This is a genomic window from Sphingomonas sp. S6 (genome assembly GCF_043498045.1).
Taxonomy (GTDB): Bacteria; Pseudomonadota; Alphaproteobacteria; order Sphingomonadales; family Sphingomonadaceae; genus Sphingomonas.
This window is the reverse complement of the sequence record NZ_JBIEOE010000019.1, coordinates 1-15,557: the sequence shown is the minus strand read 5'-3', so window position 1 is coordinate 15,557 and position 15,557 is coordinate 1. Positions and strand designations below refer to the sequence as shown.

Sequence of the window (15,557 nt, the reverse complement as noted above, 5' to 3'; positions counted from 1 at the left end):
GGCGCGTCTAGGCTTGGGGGCGGGGGGCGTCAAGCGGGTTTGTTGACGCCCCTCCCGCGAATTGCTGCGATCAGGCGGCGGCCTTGCGGCGTTCGGCCATTTCGGCGTTCAGCATTTCGGCCAGCAGGAACGCGAGTTCGAGGCTCTGGCCCGCATTGAGGCGCGGGTCGCAGTGGGTGTGGTAGCGGTCCGCGAGGCTCTGTTCGGTTACGTCGATCGCGCCGCCGGTACATTCGGTGACGTTCTGGCCTGTCATTTCGGCATGAATGCCGCCCGCATGCGTGCCTTCGGCGCGGTGGACGTCGAAGAAGCCGCGGACCTCGGCGAGGATGCGGTCGAAGGGGCGGGTCTTGTAGCCGGTTGCGGCCTTCACCGTGTTGCCGTGCATCGGATCGCACGACCAGATGACGGGGTGGCCTTCGCGCGTCACGGCGCGGACCAGCTTGGGCAGATGCGCCTCGATCTTGTCATAGCCGTAGCGGGTGATGAGCGTCATGCGGCCGGGGACGCGGCCCGGGTTCAGCGTGTCGAGCATGCGGAGCAGCGCGTCGGGTTCAAGGCTGGGGCCGCACTTCACGCCGATCGGGTTGCCGATGCCGCGCAGGAATTCGACGTGCGCCGAATTTTCGAAGCGGGTGCGGTCGCCGATCCACAGGAAGTGCGCCGACGTGTCGTACCAGTCGCCGGTCAGCGAATCCTGGCGGGTCAGCGCTTGCTCGAACGGCAACAGCAGCGCTTCGTGGCTGGTATAGAAATGCGTCTGCGACAGCTGGGGCACGGTTTCGGGGTCGATGCCGCAGGCGGCCATGAAGTCGAGCGCTTCGCCGATACGATCCGCCGTTTCCGCATATTTGCGGCTCCACGGGCTGCGACCCATGAAGTCGTGCGTCCAGCGATGAACCTGGTGGAGGTTGGCGTAGCCACCCTGGGCGAAGGCGCGCAACAGGTTGAGCGTCGCGGCCGACTGCGAATAGGCGCGGATCATCCGCTGCGGATCGGGGATGCGGCTTTCGGGCGTGAAGGCGATGTCGTTGACGTTGTCGCCACGGTAGCTGGGCAGCTCGACGCCGTCGATCACCTCGGTCGGCGCGGAGCGCGGCTTGGCGAACTGGCCTGCCATGCGGCCGAGCTTCACCACCGGCAGCTTCGAAGCGAAGGTGAGAACCACCGCCATCTGCAGGATCACGCGGAACGTGTCGCGGATATTATTTGCGCTATGCTCGGCAAAGGATTCGGCACAGTCGCCGCCCTGCAGCAGGAAGGCCTTGCCCTCCGCGACCTTGCCGAGTTCCGCCGTCAGGTTGCGCGCTTCGCCGGCGAAAACGAGCGGGGGAAAGCTCGCGAGCGCGTCCGTCGCGCGGGTTAGCGCCGCGGTGTCGGGATAGTCGGGAAGCTGGCGGGCTTCGGCGCGGGTCCAGCTGTCGGGGGCCCAGTTCGCGGCCATAATGTCGTCCTTCGGGGTGTAAACGCCGCGGCACATGCGCCCAAAACGGATTTTGCGCAATGAAGGAACGCTTGGGGGGCGTATCGATCGGCGGATGGCGTGCTATGCAGACGATGCAGATTGAGGGAGCGATGATGCGGAAACGGCTGGCGGCGGTGCTACTCGGAACGGCGTTGATGGCCGGCGCAACGGGGTCAGCCCGCGATCTGCCGGTGCCGGCGGACAAGGGCTGGCGTCATGCCGAGACGGGCGTCGCCCTCATGGCACAGAATGCAGGGCTGGCTCGCACGGCGCTGACCGATGCGACGCAAGGCGAGTTTGATGTTGCCGCGCAATATTGGGCGCCGGACAAGAGCGTCACGGCGACCGTCTATATCTTTCGCCCCGCGATAGCCGACATTGGCCTGTGGTTCGATCGGTCGCAGACGGCGCTGGAGACACGTGCCGAGTTCCGCAACGCGGCGCCCGCGAGCGCCGATCCTGTCGCCTTCGCGCTGCCGGGTGGGGTAGCGGGCTCGGCGCTGCGCCAGACCTATGCCAATGCAAGTGGGGCCTATCGCAGTACGGCGCTGGCCGTCATGCCCCTCAACGGCTGGATCGTGGCGATCCGGATGAGTGCGACGACGCTGACGGCGGACTGGCTGGATGCGGAGTTGCAACGGTTCATTGCGGGCGTGCGCTGGCCCAAGGCGATGGCGGCCGGCACGGTAGCAAGGTTGGTGAAGCCATGCGCGACGCCACTGGTCTTCGGAAAGGCGAAGCAGGTGGCGACGGGCGGGGGCGACCTGCTGATGTCCCTGATGCTCCCGAGCCTCGCTGCGACCGAAAAGGGCAAGACGCCCGCCAAGGCCGATGACGCACCGCTATGGTGTCGGGAGGGTGACGGACGCACCGAATATGGCGTCTATCGCGATATGCGAAACGATCAGGGCTACACGATGGCTCTGTTCGACGCCGGGCGCTCGGTGAGCGTGTTCCCGTCGATCATGGGTCAGATCGAGAAAACGAGCATTTACAGCGTCTCGCTGACGGACGTCGATGGATCGACGTCCGTCCTCCCATCTTTCAACGCTATGCCGCAGCCCAAGCAGGTGTGGGCCGTGCTGTCGCAGGGCAAGGTACAGGGCAAGGCGGTCGGTAAGACGATCACGCTCGATGCGAAGGCGTTGAAATAATGCGGCGTCCGGTTCCTCTGCTTTGCGCACTGCCGTAAGACGCGGCGTCGAGTAAGCGTGAGGATGGTCGGCATGCGCTATGGGATTTCGTTAGCCGTCGCAGCGGCCGTGACGGTTGCCGCTCCGGCGGTGGCGGCGGGACCGGATACCGCGGCGACGTTCGATGCGTTGCGGCAGGTCGACGGCCGGATGGCGGCCATCGCCTATCGGTTAACTACGGCGAATGCCGCATTGTGCCGCGCGTTGGCGCCGACGCCAGGCTGGGCGATCCATAGTCTGGGGCAATATGATCCGGCACTGCGCGACCAGGCGCGGGCGAGCTTCGGATTCGAAACGCCGATCGCGGTCGAGGCGGTGGTGCCCGGGTCTGCGGCGGCGAAGGCTGGGGTTCGAGCCGGTGATTCGATCGTGTCGGTCGACGGCCGGCCGATCGGTAGCGGCGCGCCGGGCAAGGATGCGAGCAGTGCCGCGCGTGACGCGGCGGTGGAGCAGATTGCGGGGCTGCCGGCCGATCGGCCTTTGTTGGTCGAACTGACGCGTGAGGGGCGCACCCGGACCGTAACGATCCCCGCTTCGCCGGGCTGCCGGAGCGCATTCGAGGTGCTGCTGGGGCCGGGCATGACCGCGTCGGCCGATGGGCGGATCGTGCAGATCGGGGTGCGCTTCTTCGAACGCTACACTGATGATGAGGTGGCGGTCGTCGTCGCGCATGAGCTGTCGCACAATATTCTGCGCCACGCCGCACGGCTGGACGCGGCGGGGGTCAAGCGCGGCCTGCTGTCCGAGGTCGGGCGGAACGGGCGGCTGTTCCGGCTGACCGAAGATCAGGCCGACCTGCTGGGTGCCTATCTGCTGCGCAATGCGGGATATGATCCGCAGATTGCGGTGCGGTTCTGGCGCGACCATGGCGGGGACGTCGACGGCGGGCTGTTCCGCAGCCGGACGCATCCGTCATCGTCGGCGCGCGCGAAAACGCTGGAGGCGGCCATCGCCACGATGCCGGCAGGCCATGGCTTTTACGCACCCCCGCTCGCGGCGGAGGCGGATCGTCCGCTTCAGTAGCCCGCGTCGAGGTCGGCGACGTTGCGCATCGGTTTGCCGGCGACGAAGGCCTGCACATTCTCGAGGAAGAGCGCGGCGGCACGCTGGAACATCGTGTTCTGGCTGCGACCCGACAGATGCATCGAGATGAGGCAATTGGGCGCGCTCCACAGCGGATGATCAGCGGGTAGCGGCTCCGGCGTGGTGGGATCGAGGAAGGCGCCGGCGATCGTCCCGTCGGCCAGCGCCGAAACCAGCGCGTCCTGGTCGATCATGTCGCCGCGGGCGATGTTGATCAGCCATGCGCTGCGCTTCATCGCCGCGAGCTGCTCCGCCCCGATCATCGTGCGGGTCGCATCGGTCGAGGGGGCGGCGAGGACGATCCAGTCGTATGCGCCGATCTGCGCCTGCCATTGATCGGGGGCAAGCGTGCCGTCGCGACCCGAGCGGGTGACGCCGGTGACGTCCACGCCGAAACCGGTGAGACGCTCACCGATCAGGCGGCCGATCGTGCCATAGCCGACGATGAGCGCGCGCGTGTCGGCCAGTTCGATGCGGCCGGGTGAGACCATCGGCCATTCGCGGCGATCCGCCATGCGAACGACCTCATCGTAGCGCTTGGCGGCTGCGAGGATACCGAGCACCGCATATTCGGCGACGGCGACCGCATTGATCCCGGCGCCGTTGGTGACGGTGACGCGGCGATCGCGCAGCAGGTCGAGCGGGAAGGCGTCGAGGCCCGCGTAGAGCGTCGAGACCCATGCCAGCTTCGGCCCGGCCGCGCGGATCGCCTGTTCGGTGAGGTGGGTCGGCTGCATATCGACCCAGGCGATCGTGGCGTCGGCGATCATCGTTTCCGCTTCGGCCGGCGTCGTGAACCACAGCGGCTCGACCGCGGCGGGGAGGTGCGGTTCGAGCAGACCACGAGCGATGGCGGGCAGGACGGCCTTCACAACGACAGCCTCCAGTCCCAGCCCAACGGATCGCCATCCATCACCTCGACACCGGCCGAGGCAAGCTCGTCGCGCAGCGCGTCGGAGCGGGCGAAGTCTTTGGCAGCGCGGGCCTCACGGCGGTCGGCGAGCGCGGCGGCGATGTCGGCTTCGTCGATCGTCGCACTGTCGGGGCGGACGCGCAGGTCTTCGCGGGACAGAGTGAGGAGGTCGAGGCCGAGTACCGCGTCGAAGTCTTCGAGCGCGGCGAGGCGGTCGGCCGGACTGACGCGTTTGTCGGCGAGCAGTTCGTCGAGCACGGGCAGGGCCTTGGGCGTGTTGAGGTCGTCCGACAGCGCGGCGTCGAGCCGTTCGGCAAAGGGCGCAGCGGAAGCAGCGCCCTTTGCCTCGCCGCGGGCGCGGAGGGCGGCGACGGTTTGGACCAGACGCTTGAGGCGCGTCTGCGCGGCAGCGAGATTCTCCCATGAGAATTCCAGCTCGCTGCGATAATGCGCCTGCAGGCACATCAGGCGATAGGCGAGCGGGTGGAAGCCGCGCGCGACGAGCGCGGGCAGGGTGAGGAACTCGCCCGAAGATTTCGACATCTTTCCCGTACGATCGACGAGGAAGTTGTTATGCATCCACAGCGTCGCGCCGGTATCGGCGGTGCCACCGATCGCCTGGTTCTGCGCGATCTCATTGGGGTGGTGGATCTCGCGATGATCGATGCCGCCGGTGTGGATATCGAAGTGATCACCCAGATACTGCCGGCTCATCACCGAGCATTCGAGGTGCCAGCCCGGCGCGCCGCGGCCCCAGGGGCTGTCCCACTCCATCTGACGGTTCTCGCCCGGCGCGCTGGTGCGCCAGATCGCGAAGTCGGCCGGGTGGCGCTTGCCCTCGACGCTGTCGATGCGGCCCTCCACCGGGCCCTCATCGCGCGTACCGGCGAGGCGGCCGTAATCGGGGACGGTGGTGGTGTCGAAATAGAGGCCGTCGGGCAGGCGGTAGCAATGCTTGTCGGCAATCGCCTGTCCGAACGCGATCATGCCTTCGATATGGTCGGTCGCCAGTGGGAAGCGGGCGGGATCGCGGACGTTGAGGTCTTTCAGATTGGCTTTGAACGCCTGGGTGTAATGGTCTGCGATCGCCCAGATATCCTGGCCGCTCTTCTTTGCCGCGGCCTCCATCTTGTCGTCGCCGGCATCGGCATCGCTGGTCAGATGGCCGACGTCGGTGATGTTGATGATGTGGGTGAGGCCATAGCCTTTCCACGTCAGCGTGCGACCGAGCGTGTCGGTGAAGAGGTATGCGCGCAGATTGCCGATATGGGCGTAGTGATAGACCGTCGGCCCGCACGAATAGATGCGAACGTTGGCAGGGTCGGCGGGCTGGAACGGCTCCGCGGCTCGGGTCAGGCTGTTGTACAGCGTCATCGGCGTCATGCGCGCGGCCATAGCGCGCGGCGAGCGATGCCGCCAAGCCTTCAGCGGTACGGTGTTATCGACGAAGGGGCAGATCGCGGCGGAGATAGACGAGCAGGTGGGCGTCTTCGCGCCGGACGGTCAGGACCTGCCGATAGGCGCGGGCAAGCGTGGCGGTCATGATGCTTTGGGTCGAGGGGTTCCACGGCGCCATCGGTTCGTCCATCGTCACGATCACGGGCGGACGGGTGGCGAGGATGCGGTGCAGCTCGGTGACCTCGTCCGCCCCGGACGCGCCGCGCTCGGCGTCGTAGGCGAGCGTTGAAGGGAAGGCGTAGCGCGTCGGGATGCAGGCGTCGGCGAGCAGATACAGCACCGAATCGCCGGCGAAGACATAGGGGCAGCCGCCGCGATCGTTGGCCTTCATCACCTGTGCGACCGCGCGAGCGGAACTGGCGTCGGTGGGCGGCAGCAGCACGCGGGCGACGAACAGGATCAGGCCATAGCCGATCAGCGCGGCCGGCGCGGCGCGGTGGCGGTCGAGCACCGGCGCGGCGATCATGGCCAGCGGCAGCATCAGCGGCAGCGCATAATGATCGAAGAAGGCGCCGATCATCGCGAAGGCGATGAGGGCGGCGGCGAGCCAGCCGAACGCGATCCACCGTTCGGGCGCAACCGGGCGCTGGCGGAGGGCGATCACCGTACAAACGATGAAGGGAAGCAACTGCGCGCTCGTGCCGGCGAGCCGCGCGGCGATCTTGGCGGCGGGATAGCCCTTGCGCAGCGAGACGGAGGCGAAATTGGAGAACCAGAAGGCGTCGAAGACCTCCGGGCCGCGGCGCCAGTAATCGGCGACGACCAGCCCCGTCGGCAGGATGCCGAGCAGCATCCACAGCAGCGCCGCGCCGATGCAGAGCCGTAGCGTGGCGCCCGCGCGATGCAGGTACCAGAGGTGTGCCGCCCCGAAGAAAGCACCTTCCACGACGGGCGTGTATTTGGTCTGGATCGCGAGGCCGGCGAGCAGGCAGGCGACCGCGCCGTTGAGGACGATCGCGCGCGTCGCACGGGCTTGGGCCAGCACGGGCAGACGCAGCGTCAGCACCGCGGCGCCGGCGGTGAACAGGTTGTAGAAGACCGGCGATTGTCCCCCGCGACCGCTGAGCAGCGACAGCCACAGGATATAGGCGGCCCCCGCGACCAGCGCCGCCATGGCGCGCGCGCCCAGCATCCGCCCGCCGCGTGCCACCAGCCACGCCGTGGCGGCTGCGAAGAGCGTCGCGACCAGCTGGTAGGCGAGGATGCCATCGCCGGGCAGCAGCCGGATCGCGGCGAAGATCAGGAACAGGCCGACGGGCTTGCGGTCCCACAGATCGACATAGGGCAAGGCGCCATGCAGCATCCGGTCGCCGACGAGCAGATAATATTGCTCGTCGACATGGATGATCGGGTTGCCGAAATCATGCGCGCGCAGGGCGATCGCCCAGATCAGTAACAGCGCGAACGCTACCCATTTAGTCGACGGCAGCCGTGATTCAGGGGCGGGGTATGCGCTGCGGGCCATGGCGCGGGCTCATAGCAGCGCGCGACGCAGCGTCATGCTCGAAATTAATTTCGTCGCCCCGGTGCGGGTCCGAACGATCGGCGTCGTCCTGTCAGCAAGGAACGGGCGTGCGTGTCGCATGGCCGGCTGAAGCGTGGCTCGTGGGGGGCGTTGGAATGTACCTTGTTGTCGATCAGGATCGGATGGAGACGGGCGGTTCGCCGCTGTCGGCCGCCATGTTCGGCCCGGAACGGCGCGCGACGCCGCTGTGGACCGTGCTGATCCCGTTCTTCAACGAAGCGGCGTTCTTGGGCCAGACGATCGCGAGCCTGGCTTCGCAGACGGTGCCGTTCCAGCTGCTGCTGGTCGACAACGGTTCGACCGACGACAGCGTTGCCATCGCGCGCGCGGCGATCGCCGCGCATGGCGTGGATGCGACGATCATCAGCGAAACTGTGCCGGGCAAGGTCAGCGCGCTGCGTACGGGCCTGGGGCGCGTGCGGACCCGGTATGTCGCCACCTGCGATGCCGATACGCTCTATCCGCCGCATTATCTGGCCGAAGCGGAGAAGCTGCTCGCGCAGGACGGCTGCGTCGTTGCAGGCGCCTATTTCGTCGATCCGGGTGCGGACCAGAGCGCGCTCGACGCGGAAGCCCGCCGGATCCTGACCGCCGCACGCATGCTGCCGCGTCAATGTCATGCGGGCGGGGCGGGCCAGTGCTTCGACGTCGCGGCGCTGCGGGCGGTCGGCGGCTTCGATGCGACACTGTGGGGGTATATCCTCGAAGATCACGAGGTGATCCACCGCACCATGTCGCAAGGCGACATGCTGTATTCGAAGGACCTGTGGTGCATGCCGTCGCCGCGCGAGCGGGATCGTGCGTCGATCCGTTGGACGCTGTTCGAACGGCTCGTCTACACCGCGGCGGCGCCTTGGGCTGGCGATTGGTTCTTCTACAATTTCCTGGCCCGCCGGTTGCAGCGCCGCCGCCTGATGAGCGTACAGATCCGTGAGCGCGCCTTCCAGACCGTCACCAGCTTTACGCATTTGCCCGTCCCGTCGAACCATGGAGGACCGATCCGTGCCGCGTCTCATCCTGTGCGCTGACGATTTCGCCTTTTCGCGCGATGTCAGCGAGACGATCGCCGGCCTGGCGCGCGAGGGGAAGCTCAACGCGACCAGCTGCATGACGCTGATGCCGGGCTGGGCCACCGACGCCGCATTGCTGCGCGACCTGCCGCGTCACGTCGAGATCGGGTTGCATTTGACGCTGACCGGTGAGCGCCCGCTGACCGATATGCCGCAATTCGCGCCCGATGGCGTGATGCCAGAGATTGATCCGCTGACCCGTTCGGCGGCGCGCCGCGAGCTGCCGCTTGATGAAATCGCGGGCGAAGTGGCCGCACAATTCGACGCCTTCGTCGCGGCGATGGGCCGCGCCCCCGATTTCGTTGATGGCCACCAGCACTCCCACGCGCTTCCCGGTATCCGCGACATCGTGTTGTTCGAAACCGCCCTTCGCGCGCCGAACGCCTGGGTGCGCGACTGCGTCGACCGTGTCGGCGCGATGCTGCGGCGGCCGTTTGCGGGCAAAGCGATCGGCAGTGCCTTCCACTCGCGGGGCCTGAAACGGGACGCGGCGCGTTACGGCCTGCGCTGTAACGACAGCTTCGCGGGGCATTACGATTTCTCAACCGATTATCGCGGATTATTTCCGCGGTTTCTACGCAAGGCGGCCAGCATGCATCTCGTGATGTGCCATCCCGGAGCGGGTAAACGACCCGGCGATGCGATCGCGGCGGCGCGTCCGCGTGAAGCCGATGCCTTGCGTACTTGGTCGATTGCCGACATGGCAGCGGCTGAAGGTCTGGCCTTTCCGGCCTGACATGAGGAGCTTGGGCGCAGATTGGCTGACGGGAGCACGGCGGATGGGGGGCTGCGTGCCGTCTTCCTTGTGCAGCGCGCGATGCTCCTGCGCCTGTTCGTCGCGCGCCTTGGCTCGCGTGAGGAAGCGGAAGACGCGCTCCACGATCTGTGGCTGCGACTCGATCAGCTCGGCGCGACGCCCATCGCTCAGCCTGCCGCTTTCCTATACCGCGTCGCCAGCAATCTCGCGACTGATCGTCGCATCGCCGGCGCTCGGCGCGATGCGCGCGACGGCGCATGGCTCGCGTCGCAGCCCGCGGCTGACGACATGCCCGATCCCGAACGGGCACTCGTTGCGCGCGACGCCCTCCGCGTCGTCGAGCAGGCGATCGATGCCATGCCCGAGCGAATGGGGCGCGCGCTCCGTCTGTTCCGTATCGAAGGGCGCAGTCAGCGCGCCATCGCCGATGAATTGGGCATCAGCGTGAGCGGCGTCGAAAAGCTTCTGCAGCGCGCCTATCGCATCCTGCACACTCGCGTCGCCGAGGTGAATGGCGCGGTGCCCGCGCTCGGCATGGAGCAGGAGCGATGAGTGCGGCCATGGCAGCGATCGTCGATCAGGCCGCGCTGTGGCACGTTCGTCAGGCGGACATGTCGGCTGACGAATGGGAGCAATTCGTGGTCTGGCTGGAAGCGGATGCCGAGCATGCGCGCGCCTATGATGCGATCGCCTTCCAGGATACGCTGATCGCCGAAGCGCGTTTTCCCGACGCGCCGGCAACGCCCGTTGCGGCAAACGATGACGAGCGCGTGTTCCGCCGTCGCTGGCCGCTCGCCGGCACCGCGGGGGCGGCAATCGCCGCCGCACTGGCTCTATGGCTGGTGCCCGGCGTGCTGTTCAAACCGTCGACCCAAGCGGGCATGAGCGAGGTGATTGCCACCCGTGATGGCGAACGGCGCGATATCCGTATGGCGGACGGAACGCAGATCGCGATGAACGGCGGCACGGTGTTGCGGTTCGACCCTGCCGATCCGCGGACGATCGCGATGGATCGGGGCGAGGTGGCGCTGCACGTCGTCCATGACTCCACACATCCGTTTACGTTGCATGCGGGCGATCAAGTCATCCGCGACATGGGTACGACCTTCGACGTCACGCGCGAAGGCGGTGATCTGGCGGTTGCGGTCGGCGAGGGTTCGGTGATGTTCGAGCCGGATGGCGCCGCGGTGACACTGCGGGCTGGCGAAGCTCTCACCCGGGACGGGGCGACCGGGCGGATCGCACGCAGCACGATCGCAGCGGACAGCGTGGGCGGATGGCGCCAGGGCGTTCTCAGCTTCGATGCGGCGTCGGTTGCCGAGGTTGCGGCCAGCCTGCGGCGGCTACACGGATTCCGTCTACGGGTCGCGAGCGGCTTGTCCACGCGGCCGTTCACCGGCATAATCCACCTCACGGGGGAGGCCGATCGCGACATTCCGCATCTGGCCGATCTGATCGGGGCAACTTGGCGGCGTGACGGGGCGGATTGGGTGTTGGCGGAACGGTAAGCGGCGATCCCGACGGGGTGCCGGCTGGTTCATTGCCGCCTGTTCGCTAAGCCTGCCCACGACCGCACCGGCCAGTCCGCCGCAGCGCCGCGTTGCCATCGCCATCGCGCCCATGACGCTCGACCGTGCCGTGATCGCGCTCGCGCGAACGGCGGGGGTCGATATCGTCAGTACCGAACGCGGATTGCACGCTGTGCGGACGGCGGAGGTGCGCGGCACGCTGACGGTAAAGCAGGCGCTTGATCGCCTGCTGGCGGGCAGCGGTTTTCGCGCCGTGGCGAGCGGCCCCGGCAGCTATCGCATCGTCGTCGGGGTGTCGACGCCACCGCCACGGCCTGTCGCCCGACCGGCAGCGCCCCCACCACCCGAACCGGCGCCCGCCGATATCGTCGTGACCGCCAGCAAACAGCGCGTGCCGCTGCTCCGCTATCCGGGTAGCCTGACTCTGGTGAGCGGCGTGCCGCGGCGCGCGAACGGTGCGACGGCCGATCTCAGCCAGATCGCCGGACAACTCCCCATCCTGCAAAGCACGCAACTGGGGCTCGGCCGCAACAAGGTGTTCATTCGCGGGATCGCGGACAGCAGCTTCAACGGCACGACCCAGTCGACCGCGAGTGTATATCTGGACGACGTGCAGCTCAACGCCTCCGGCCCCGATCCGGCGTTGCGCCTGTACGACATGCAAGCGGTCGAGATCCTGGAAGGGCCGCAGGGTACGCTCTACGGGGCGGGTGCGATCGGTGGGCTGTTGCGGCTGACGACGCGTGCACCGATGCTGGACGGTATAGCCGGTAGCGCGAGTGCGGGCACCACGCTGACGCAGGGCGGTGCGCCGGGATACGATGTGGCGCTGATGGCGAACGTGCCGCTGGTTGGGGGCAAAGCGGCGCTGCGTGGGGTTGCCTATCAGGTGCGAGATGGCGGGTATATCGACGCGGCACGGCGTCGCGTGGTCGATGCCAACCATAGCGATACGACGGGGGGACGGCTGGCGCTGCGGGTCGATCCCGGGAGCGGCTGGCAGATCGATGCGAGCGGGGCGACCCAGCGGGTCGAATCGGCGGACGGGCAATATGGCGACGTGCGGCGATCGCCCTTTGCACAGGGCAATTATATCGCGCAGCCGTTCTTCGGGCGCTTGCTGTTCGGGCGGGTGACGATCGCCAAGGACTGGGAGAGTGGGCTGCGGCTGGTGTCCGCGACCGGCATCGCCGATTACCGGACCGTCGAGACGTTCGATGCGACGGGATTTGCGGCGCCGGTGTCGCGGGGGCCGGCGCGGTACGACCTCGACAATGACAAGCTGCTGGTGTCGCAGGAACTGCGACTGTCGCGGTCGCTGGATGGTGGGCGGTCGTGGCTGGCGGGCGTGAGCCTGCTGAGCGACCGGTCGATCCTGACGCGATCGGTGGGGCTGGGCGGTGCGACGATTGATATCGTCGGTGTCACCAACGTCACGCGATCCGCGTCCGGATTTGGCGAGGTGACGGCGCGGCTGTGGCGTGATCTGTCGGTGACGGTGGGGGGCCGCGTTACCACGGCTCGGGTCGATGGCGAACCGTCGAGCACGCGGCGGCCGGGCAATTACATCAAGGGGCGATCGACGCAGCGGTTCGACCCGACGATCGCGCTGTCCTATCGCATCGCACCGGAGCTGGCGGCGTTCGCCCGGTATCAGACGGGCTTTCGCACCGGTGGTCTGGCGGTGGCGCAGGGTATCGGGCGGGTCGCGAACTACGATCCCGATTCGATCCGCTTCGCCGAGATCGGCTTGCGGCGGCTGCGGAGCGGAGTGCGGGGCGTCAGCTTTGCGATCAGCGGGTCGACCGCGGCGTGGAGCAACATCCAGGCCGACCTGATCAACCGGCGCGGCCAGCCCTATACGACCAATCTGGGCGATGCCCGGATCCAGACGGTGGAGGCGTCGTTCGACTGGACACCGACGACGCGGCTGACGATCGACGGGTCGGCGCTGTACACTCACAATATCGTCTACGGCGAAATCGCCGACCAATCGCGGCTCAACAACCGGCGCCTGCCGCAGACGCCGCCGTTCGCGGCGCATGGCGGGGTCAGCTATCGCTGGCCGGAGGGGCGGGTGACGCCGCGAATCGCGGCGAGCGCCGATTATGTCGGGCGGTCGGTGCTGGGGACCGGAGACCTTCTGGACGTGAGCCAGGGCAAGTATCTGACGATCGGCCTGACCGCCGGACTGCGCTGGCGGGGGATCGACCTAGGGCTGGGCGTCGAGAATCTGACCGACACCGCCTCCAACCGCTTCGCCTTCGGCAACCCGTTCGGCCTGCCGGGGCGGAACGAGACGACGCCGCTGCGGCCTCGCAACTTGCGGATCGGGGTATCAACCGCCTGGTAAATCAGCGTTTTCTGGTAAGCTCGCGCATCGCATCATCAAGGCCGGCGAGGGTGAGCGGGAACATACGGTCGGCCATCAATTCCCGCAGGATGCGGATCGACTGGCTGTAGCCCCATTGGTCCTTTGGCATCGGATTGAGCCAGACGGCGGCGGGGTAGGTCGTCGTCAGCCGCTGCATCCAGACGGCGCCCGCTTCTTCGTTAAAATGTTCGACCGAGCCGCCGGGATGGGTGATCTCATAGGGGCTCATCGACGCATCGCCGACCAGTACCAGCTTGTAATCATGGCCGAATTTATGGAGCACGTCCCACAAAGGCGTGCGTTCGGCAAAGCGGCGGCGATTGTCCTTCCACACGCCTTCGTACGGGCAATTGTGGAAGTAGAAGAATTCGAGGTTCTTGAATTCGGATGTCGCGGCGCTGAACAGTTCCTCGCAGAGCTTGATCCACGGGTCCATCGACCCGCCGACGTCGAGAAATAGCAACAATTTCACGGCATTGCGTCGTTCGGGCCGCATCCGCACATCAAGCCAGCCCTGCCGCGCGGTGCCATCGATCGTGCCGTCGATGTCGAGTTCGTCGGCGGCGCCTTCACGCGCGAAGCGGCGCAGTCGGCGCAAGGCGACCTTGATGTTGCGCGTGCCGAGTTCGCGCGTGTTGTCGAGGTTCTTGAATTCGCGCTGGTCCCAGACCTTGAGCGCGCGGCCATGCTTGCTCTCGCCGCCGATCCGCACGCCTTCCGGATTATAGCCTGAATTGCCGTAGGGACTGGTGCCGCCGGTACCGATCCACTTGTTGCCGCCCTGGTGACGCCCTTCCTGTTCGGCAAGACGCTGCTTCAGCGTCTCCATGATCTCGTCCCAAGAGCCGAGCGACTTGATCTGCTCCATTTCCTCGGGCGTCAGGTATTTCTCGGCGACGGCCTTCAGCCAGTCGGCGGGGATGTCGGTGGCCTGCGTGCCATAGGTCGTCGCGATGCCTCGGAAGACCTTGGCAAACACCTGGTCGAAGCGGTCGAGCAGCCCCTCGTCCTTCACATAGGTGGCGCGGGCGAGATAGTAGAAGTCCTCCGGCGTGCGGTCGATCACTTCGGCATCGAGCGCTTCCAGAAGCACCAGATGCTCCTTCAGACTGGCCGGAATGCCGGCGAGTCGCAGCTCGTCGAGGAAGGTCAGAAACATGACCGAAATCCGCCATTTCGAGCGTGGAAGTGGACGAAGTGGACGATACGTATCGTCCCGAACGTGGTCCCGTGCAGGGGCGCCGGGAGGGCGGCGAACGGCGACGGGGCGAGCGGATCAATCATGGCCTGATCCGGACGCTAGAAGCATTGGGCCGTGTAGGACAGCCCCTTTTTCGAAGATCGGGTTTTGGCCGTCGATCAGCGCGCGGCGTAGGCGTCGATCAGCGCGCCGACGTAATCGGGGTTGCGCGTGGTGATCTGCGGCGAGGGGCGACCGCCATAGATGAAGCCCTTTACCGGATAGATGCTGCTGCCCAGACCTTCTGAATCCCGGAACCAGACCTTCACTTCGCTCCAGTCGTTGTCGGGCGACACGTCGTACAGCGTGACGTCGCGTTCGGCATGGCCGCGTTCGCCGTTGAGGCGCGACCAATTGGCGTGGGTGAGCATCAGCACGCGGCGTTCGACGACGCGGCTGACGACGGCGACATGGCCGAGCGGCAGGCGCCCGCTCTTGGCGAAGACGATGACCGAGCCGACACGCGGATCGTGGCCGCGATCGTAATGGCCGTCCGCCTTCGACCACCAGGTCCAGGCATCGCCATAGATCTGGATCCCCGACGCTTCGCGCGCGAAGGGGACGCACTGGCCGACATAGTCGAGCAGATTGCCGCCCGATGCGTTTGCCGGGGCGGCCAGCTGGATTGCCGCACCGATTGCCGCGGCGATCATGCCGCATTTGCGAAGAATGCCCTGCATTTGGCTAGGTTTAGGGAAGGGGCAGTGACCGTTTGGTTGGGATTCGTGGTTAAGAAACGGTAATGCGGCAAAATATTGCCGGTCGTTGCGGATGCGGAATGGATGATTTGGTTCCGGGTGGGCGGGGGATTTTTCTGTGTGGAGTTTGGTGTTTTGATGTCGGCATGCCGGGGGCTACGGGGTACGCGGCGCGGCTGGGGCAGAACCGACCGTCACCCCGGACTTGATCCGGGGTCCCGCTTTTCACGGCGGCAGAAGAAGAAGCGGGAC

At 66.7% G+C, this 15,557-nt stretch carries 13 protein-coding genes; 7 read left to right on the top strand and 6 right to left on the bottom strand.

The window, feature by feature from the left end; translation table 11 throughout:
* Window positions 1-70 precede the first annotated feature (70 nt).
* Window positions 71-1,444 (bottom strand): class II 3-deoxy-7-phosphoheptulonate synthase, encoded by a 1,374-nt coding sequence (locus ACGVWT_RS17220; RefSeq protein WP_315461029.1) that lies wholly within the window; start codon window positions 1,442-1,444, stop codon window positions 71-73.
* A gap of 134 nt (window positions 1,445-1,578) precedes the next feature.
* Between ACGVWT_RS17220 and ACGVWT_RS17215 the strand changes: the two genes are divergently transcribed.
* Both ACGVWT_RS17215 and ACGVWT_RS17210 read left to right on the top strand, forming a co-directional pair.
* Window positions 1,579-2,619, top strand: coding sequence for a hypothetical protein (locus tag ACGVWT_RS17215; protein WP_394427477.1), 1,041 nt, complete (start codon window positions 1,579-1,581; stop codon window positions 2,617-2,619).
* A 72-nt stretch (window positions 2,620-2,691) separates the two neighbouring features.
* A complete protein-coding gene (locus tag ACGVWT_RS17210) occupies window positions 2,692-3,681 on the top strand; it encodes a M48 family metallopeptidase (RefSeq protein WP_394427474.1) in 990 nt (329 codons plus the stop codon).
* Here ACGVWT_RS17210 and ACGVWT_RS17205 read toward each other — a convergent pair.
* Genes ACGVWT_RS17205 through ACGVWT_RS17195 form a run of 3 tightly spaced genes read right to left on the bottom strand, consistent with a single transcriptional unit; the run spans window position 3,675 to window position 7,577 of the window.
* Window positions 3,675-4,613 (bottom strand): D-2-hydroxyacid dehydrogenase, encoded by a 939-nt coding sequence (locus ACGVWT_RS17205; protein ID WP_315461031.1) that lies wholly within the window; start codon window positions 4,611-4,613, stop codon window positions 3,675-3,677. The genes ACGVWT_RS17210 and ACGVWT_RS17205 overlap by 7 nt on opposite strands.
* Entirely contained in the window at window positions 4,610-6,037 is a 1,428-nt protein-coding gene (gene cysS, locus ACGVWT_RS17200; protein ID WP_394427470.1) for a cysteine--tRNA ligase, read from the bottom strand. The genes ACGVWT_RS17205 and cysS overlap by 4 nt, the downstream gene beginning before the upstream one ends.
* Before the next feature lie 55 nt (window positions 6,038-6,092).
* Window positions 6,093-7,577, bottom strand: coding sequence for a hypothetical protein (locus tag ACGVWT_RS17195; protein ID WP_315461033.1), 1,485 nt, complete (start codon window positions 7,575-7,577; stop codon window positions 6,093-6,095).
* A gap of 155 nt (window positions 7,578-7,732) precedes the next feature.
* Here ACGVWT_RS17195 and ACGVWT_RS17190 point away from each other — a divergent pair, with 155 nt between their 5' ends.
* The 5 genes from ACGVWT_RS17190 (at window position 7,733) to ACGVWT_RS17170 (ending at window position 13,346) form a co-directional block, all read left to right on the top strand.
* Window positions 7,733-8,665: a glycosyltransferase family 2 protein gene (locus ACGVWT_RS17190; protein WP_315461034.1), complete on the top strand. Its 933-nt coding sequence runs from the start codon at window positions 7,733-7,735 to the stop codon at window positions 8,663-8,665.
* Complete coding sequence (locus ACGVWT_RS17185; protein WP_116460980.1) at window positions 8,625-9,443, top strand: ChbG/HpnK family deacetylase; 819 nt, start codon at window positions 8,625-8,627, stop codon at window positions 9,441-9,443. Before ACGVWT_RS17190 ends, ACGVWT_RS17185 begins: the two co-directional genes overlap by 41 nt.
* Window positions 9,444-9,524: 81 nt before the next feature.
* Window positions 9,525-10,016: a sigma-70 family RNA polymerase sigma factor gene (locus ACGVWT_RS17180; RefSeq protein ID WP_315461035.1), complete on the top strand. Its 492-nt coding sequence runs from the start codon at window positions 9,525-9,527 to the stop codon at window positions 10,014-10,016.
* 8 nt (window positions 10,017-10,024) lie between these two features.
* Window positions 10,025-10,972 carry a FecR domain-containing protein gene (locus ACGVWT_RS17175; protein WP_315461036.1) on the top strand — a complete coding sequence of 316 codons (948 nt, stop codon included), beginning with the start codon at window positions 10,025-10,027 and terminating at the stop codon, window positions 10,970-10,972.
* 112 nt (window positions 10,973-11,084) lie between these two features.
* Window positions 11,085-13,346: a TonB-dependent receptor gene (locus tag ACGVWT_RS17170; RefSeq protein ID WP_315461037.1), complete on the top strand. Its 2,262-nt coding sequence runs from the start codon at window positions 11,085-11,087 to the stop codon at window positions 13,344-13,346.
* Window position 13,347: 1 nt separating this feature from the next.
* Here the strand turns inward: ACGVWT_RS17170 and ACGVWT_RS17165 are convergent, their stop codons facing one another.
* The gene (locus tag ACGVWT_RS17165; RefSeq protein ID WP_315461038.1) at window positions 13,348-14,526 is read right to left on the bottom strand and encodes a VWA domain-containing protein; all 1,179 of its coding nucleotides are present in this window, start codon (window positions 14,524-14,526) and stop codon (window positions 13,348-13,350) included.
* 200 nt (window positions 14,527-14,726) lie between these two features.
* Entirely contained in the window at window positions 14,727-15,287 is a 561-nt protein-coding gene (locus tag ACGVWT_RS17160) for a CHAP domain-containing protein (RefSeq protein WP_315461039.1), read from the bottom strand.
* Window positions 15,288-15,557: the final 270 nt, after the last annotated feature.

Bases quoted from the DNA above. Each gene is read 5' to 3' on its own strand.
- ACGVWT_RS17220 (WP_315461029.1), bottom strand. From the start codon at position 1,444: ATGGCCGCGAACTGGGCCCCCGACAGCTGGACCCGCGCCGAAGCCCGC.
- ACGVWT_RS17215 (WP_394427477.1), top strand. From the start codon at position 1,579: ATGCGGAAACGGCTGGCGGCGGTGCTACTCGGAACGGCGTTGATGGCC.
- ACGVWT_RS17210 (WP_394427474.1), top strand. From the start codon at position 2,692: ATGCGCTATGGGATTTCGTTAGCCGTCGCAGCGGCCGTGACGGTTGCC.
- cysS (WP_394427470.1), bottom strand. From the start codon at position 6,037: ATGACGCCGATGACGCTGTACAACAGCCTGACCCGAGCCGCGGAGCCG.
- ACGVWT_RS17195 (WP_315461033.1), bottom strand. From the start codon at position 7,577: ATGGCCCGCAGCGCATACCCCGCCCCTGAATCACGGCTGCCGTCGACT.
- ACGVWT_RS17190 (WP_315461034.1), top strand. From the start codon at position 7,733: ATGTACCTTGTTGTCGATCAGGATCGGATGGAGACGGGCGGTTCGCCG.
- ACGVWT_RS17185 (WP_116460980.1), top strand. From the start codon at position 8,625: ATGGAGGACCGATCCGTGCCGCGTCTCATCCTGTGCGCTGACGATTTC.
- ACGVWT_RS17180 (WP_315461035.1), top strand. From the start codon at position 9,525: ATGCTCCTGCGCCTGTTCGTCGCGCGCCTTGGCTCGCGTGAGGAAGCG.
- ACGVWT_RS17175 (WP_315461036.1), top strand. From the start codon at position 10,025: ATGGCAGCGATCGTCGATCAGGCCGCGCTGTGGCACGTTCGTCAGGCG.
- ACGVWT_RS17170 (WP_315461037.1), top strand. From the start codon at position 11,085: ATGACGCTCGACCGTGCCGTGATCGCGCTCGCGCGAACGGCGGGGGTC.
- ACGVWT_RS17165 (WP_315461038.1), bottom strand. From the start codon at position 14,526: ATGTTTCTGACCTTCCTCGACGAGCTGCGACTCGCCGGCATTCCGGCC.
- ACGVWT_RS17160 (WP_315461039.1), bottom strand. From the start codon at position 15,287: ATGCAGGGCATTCTTCGCAAATGCGGCATGATCGCCGCGGCAATCGGT.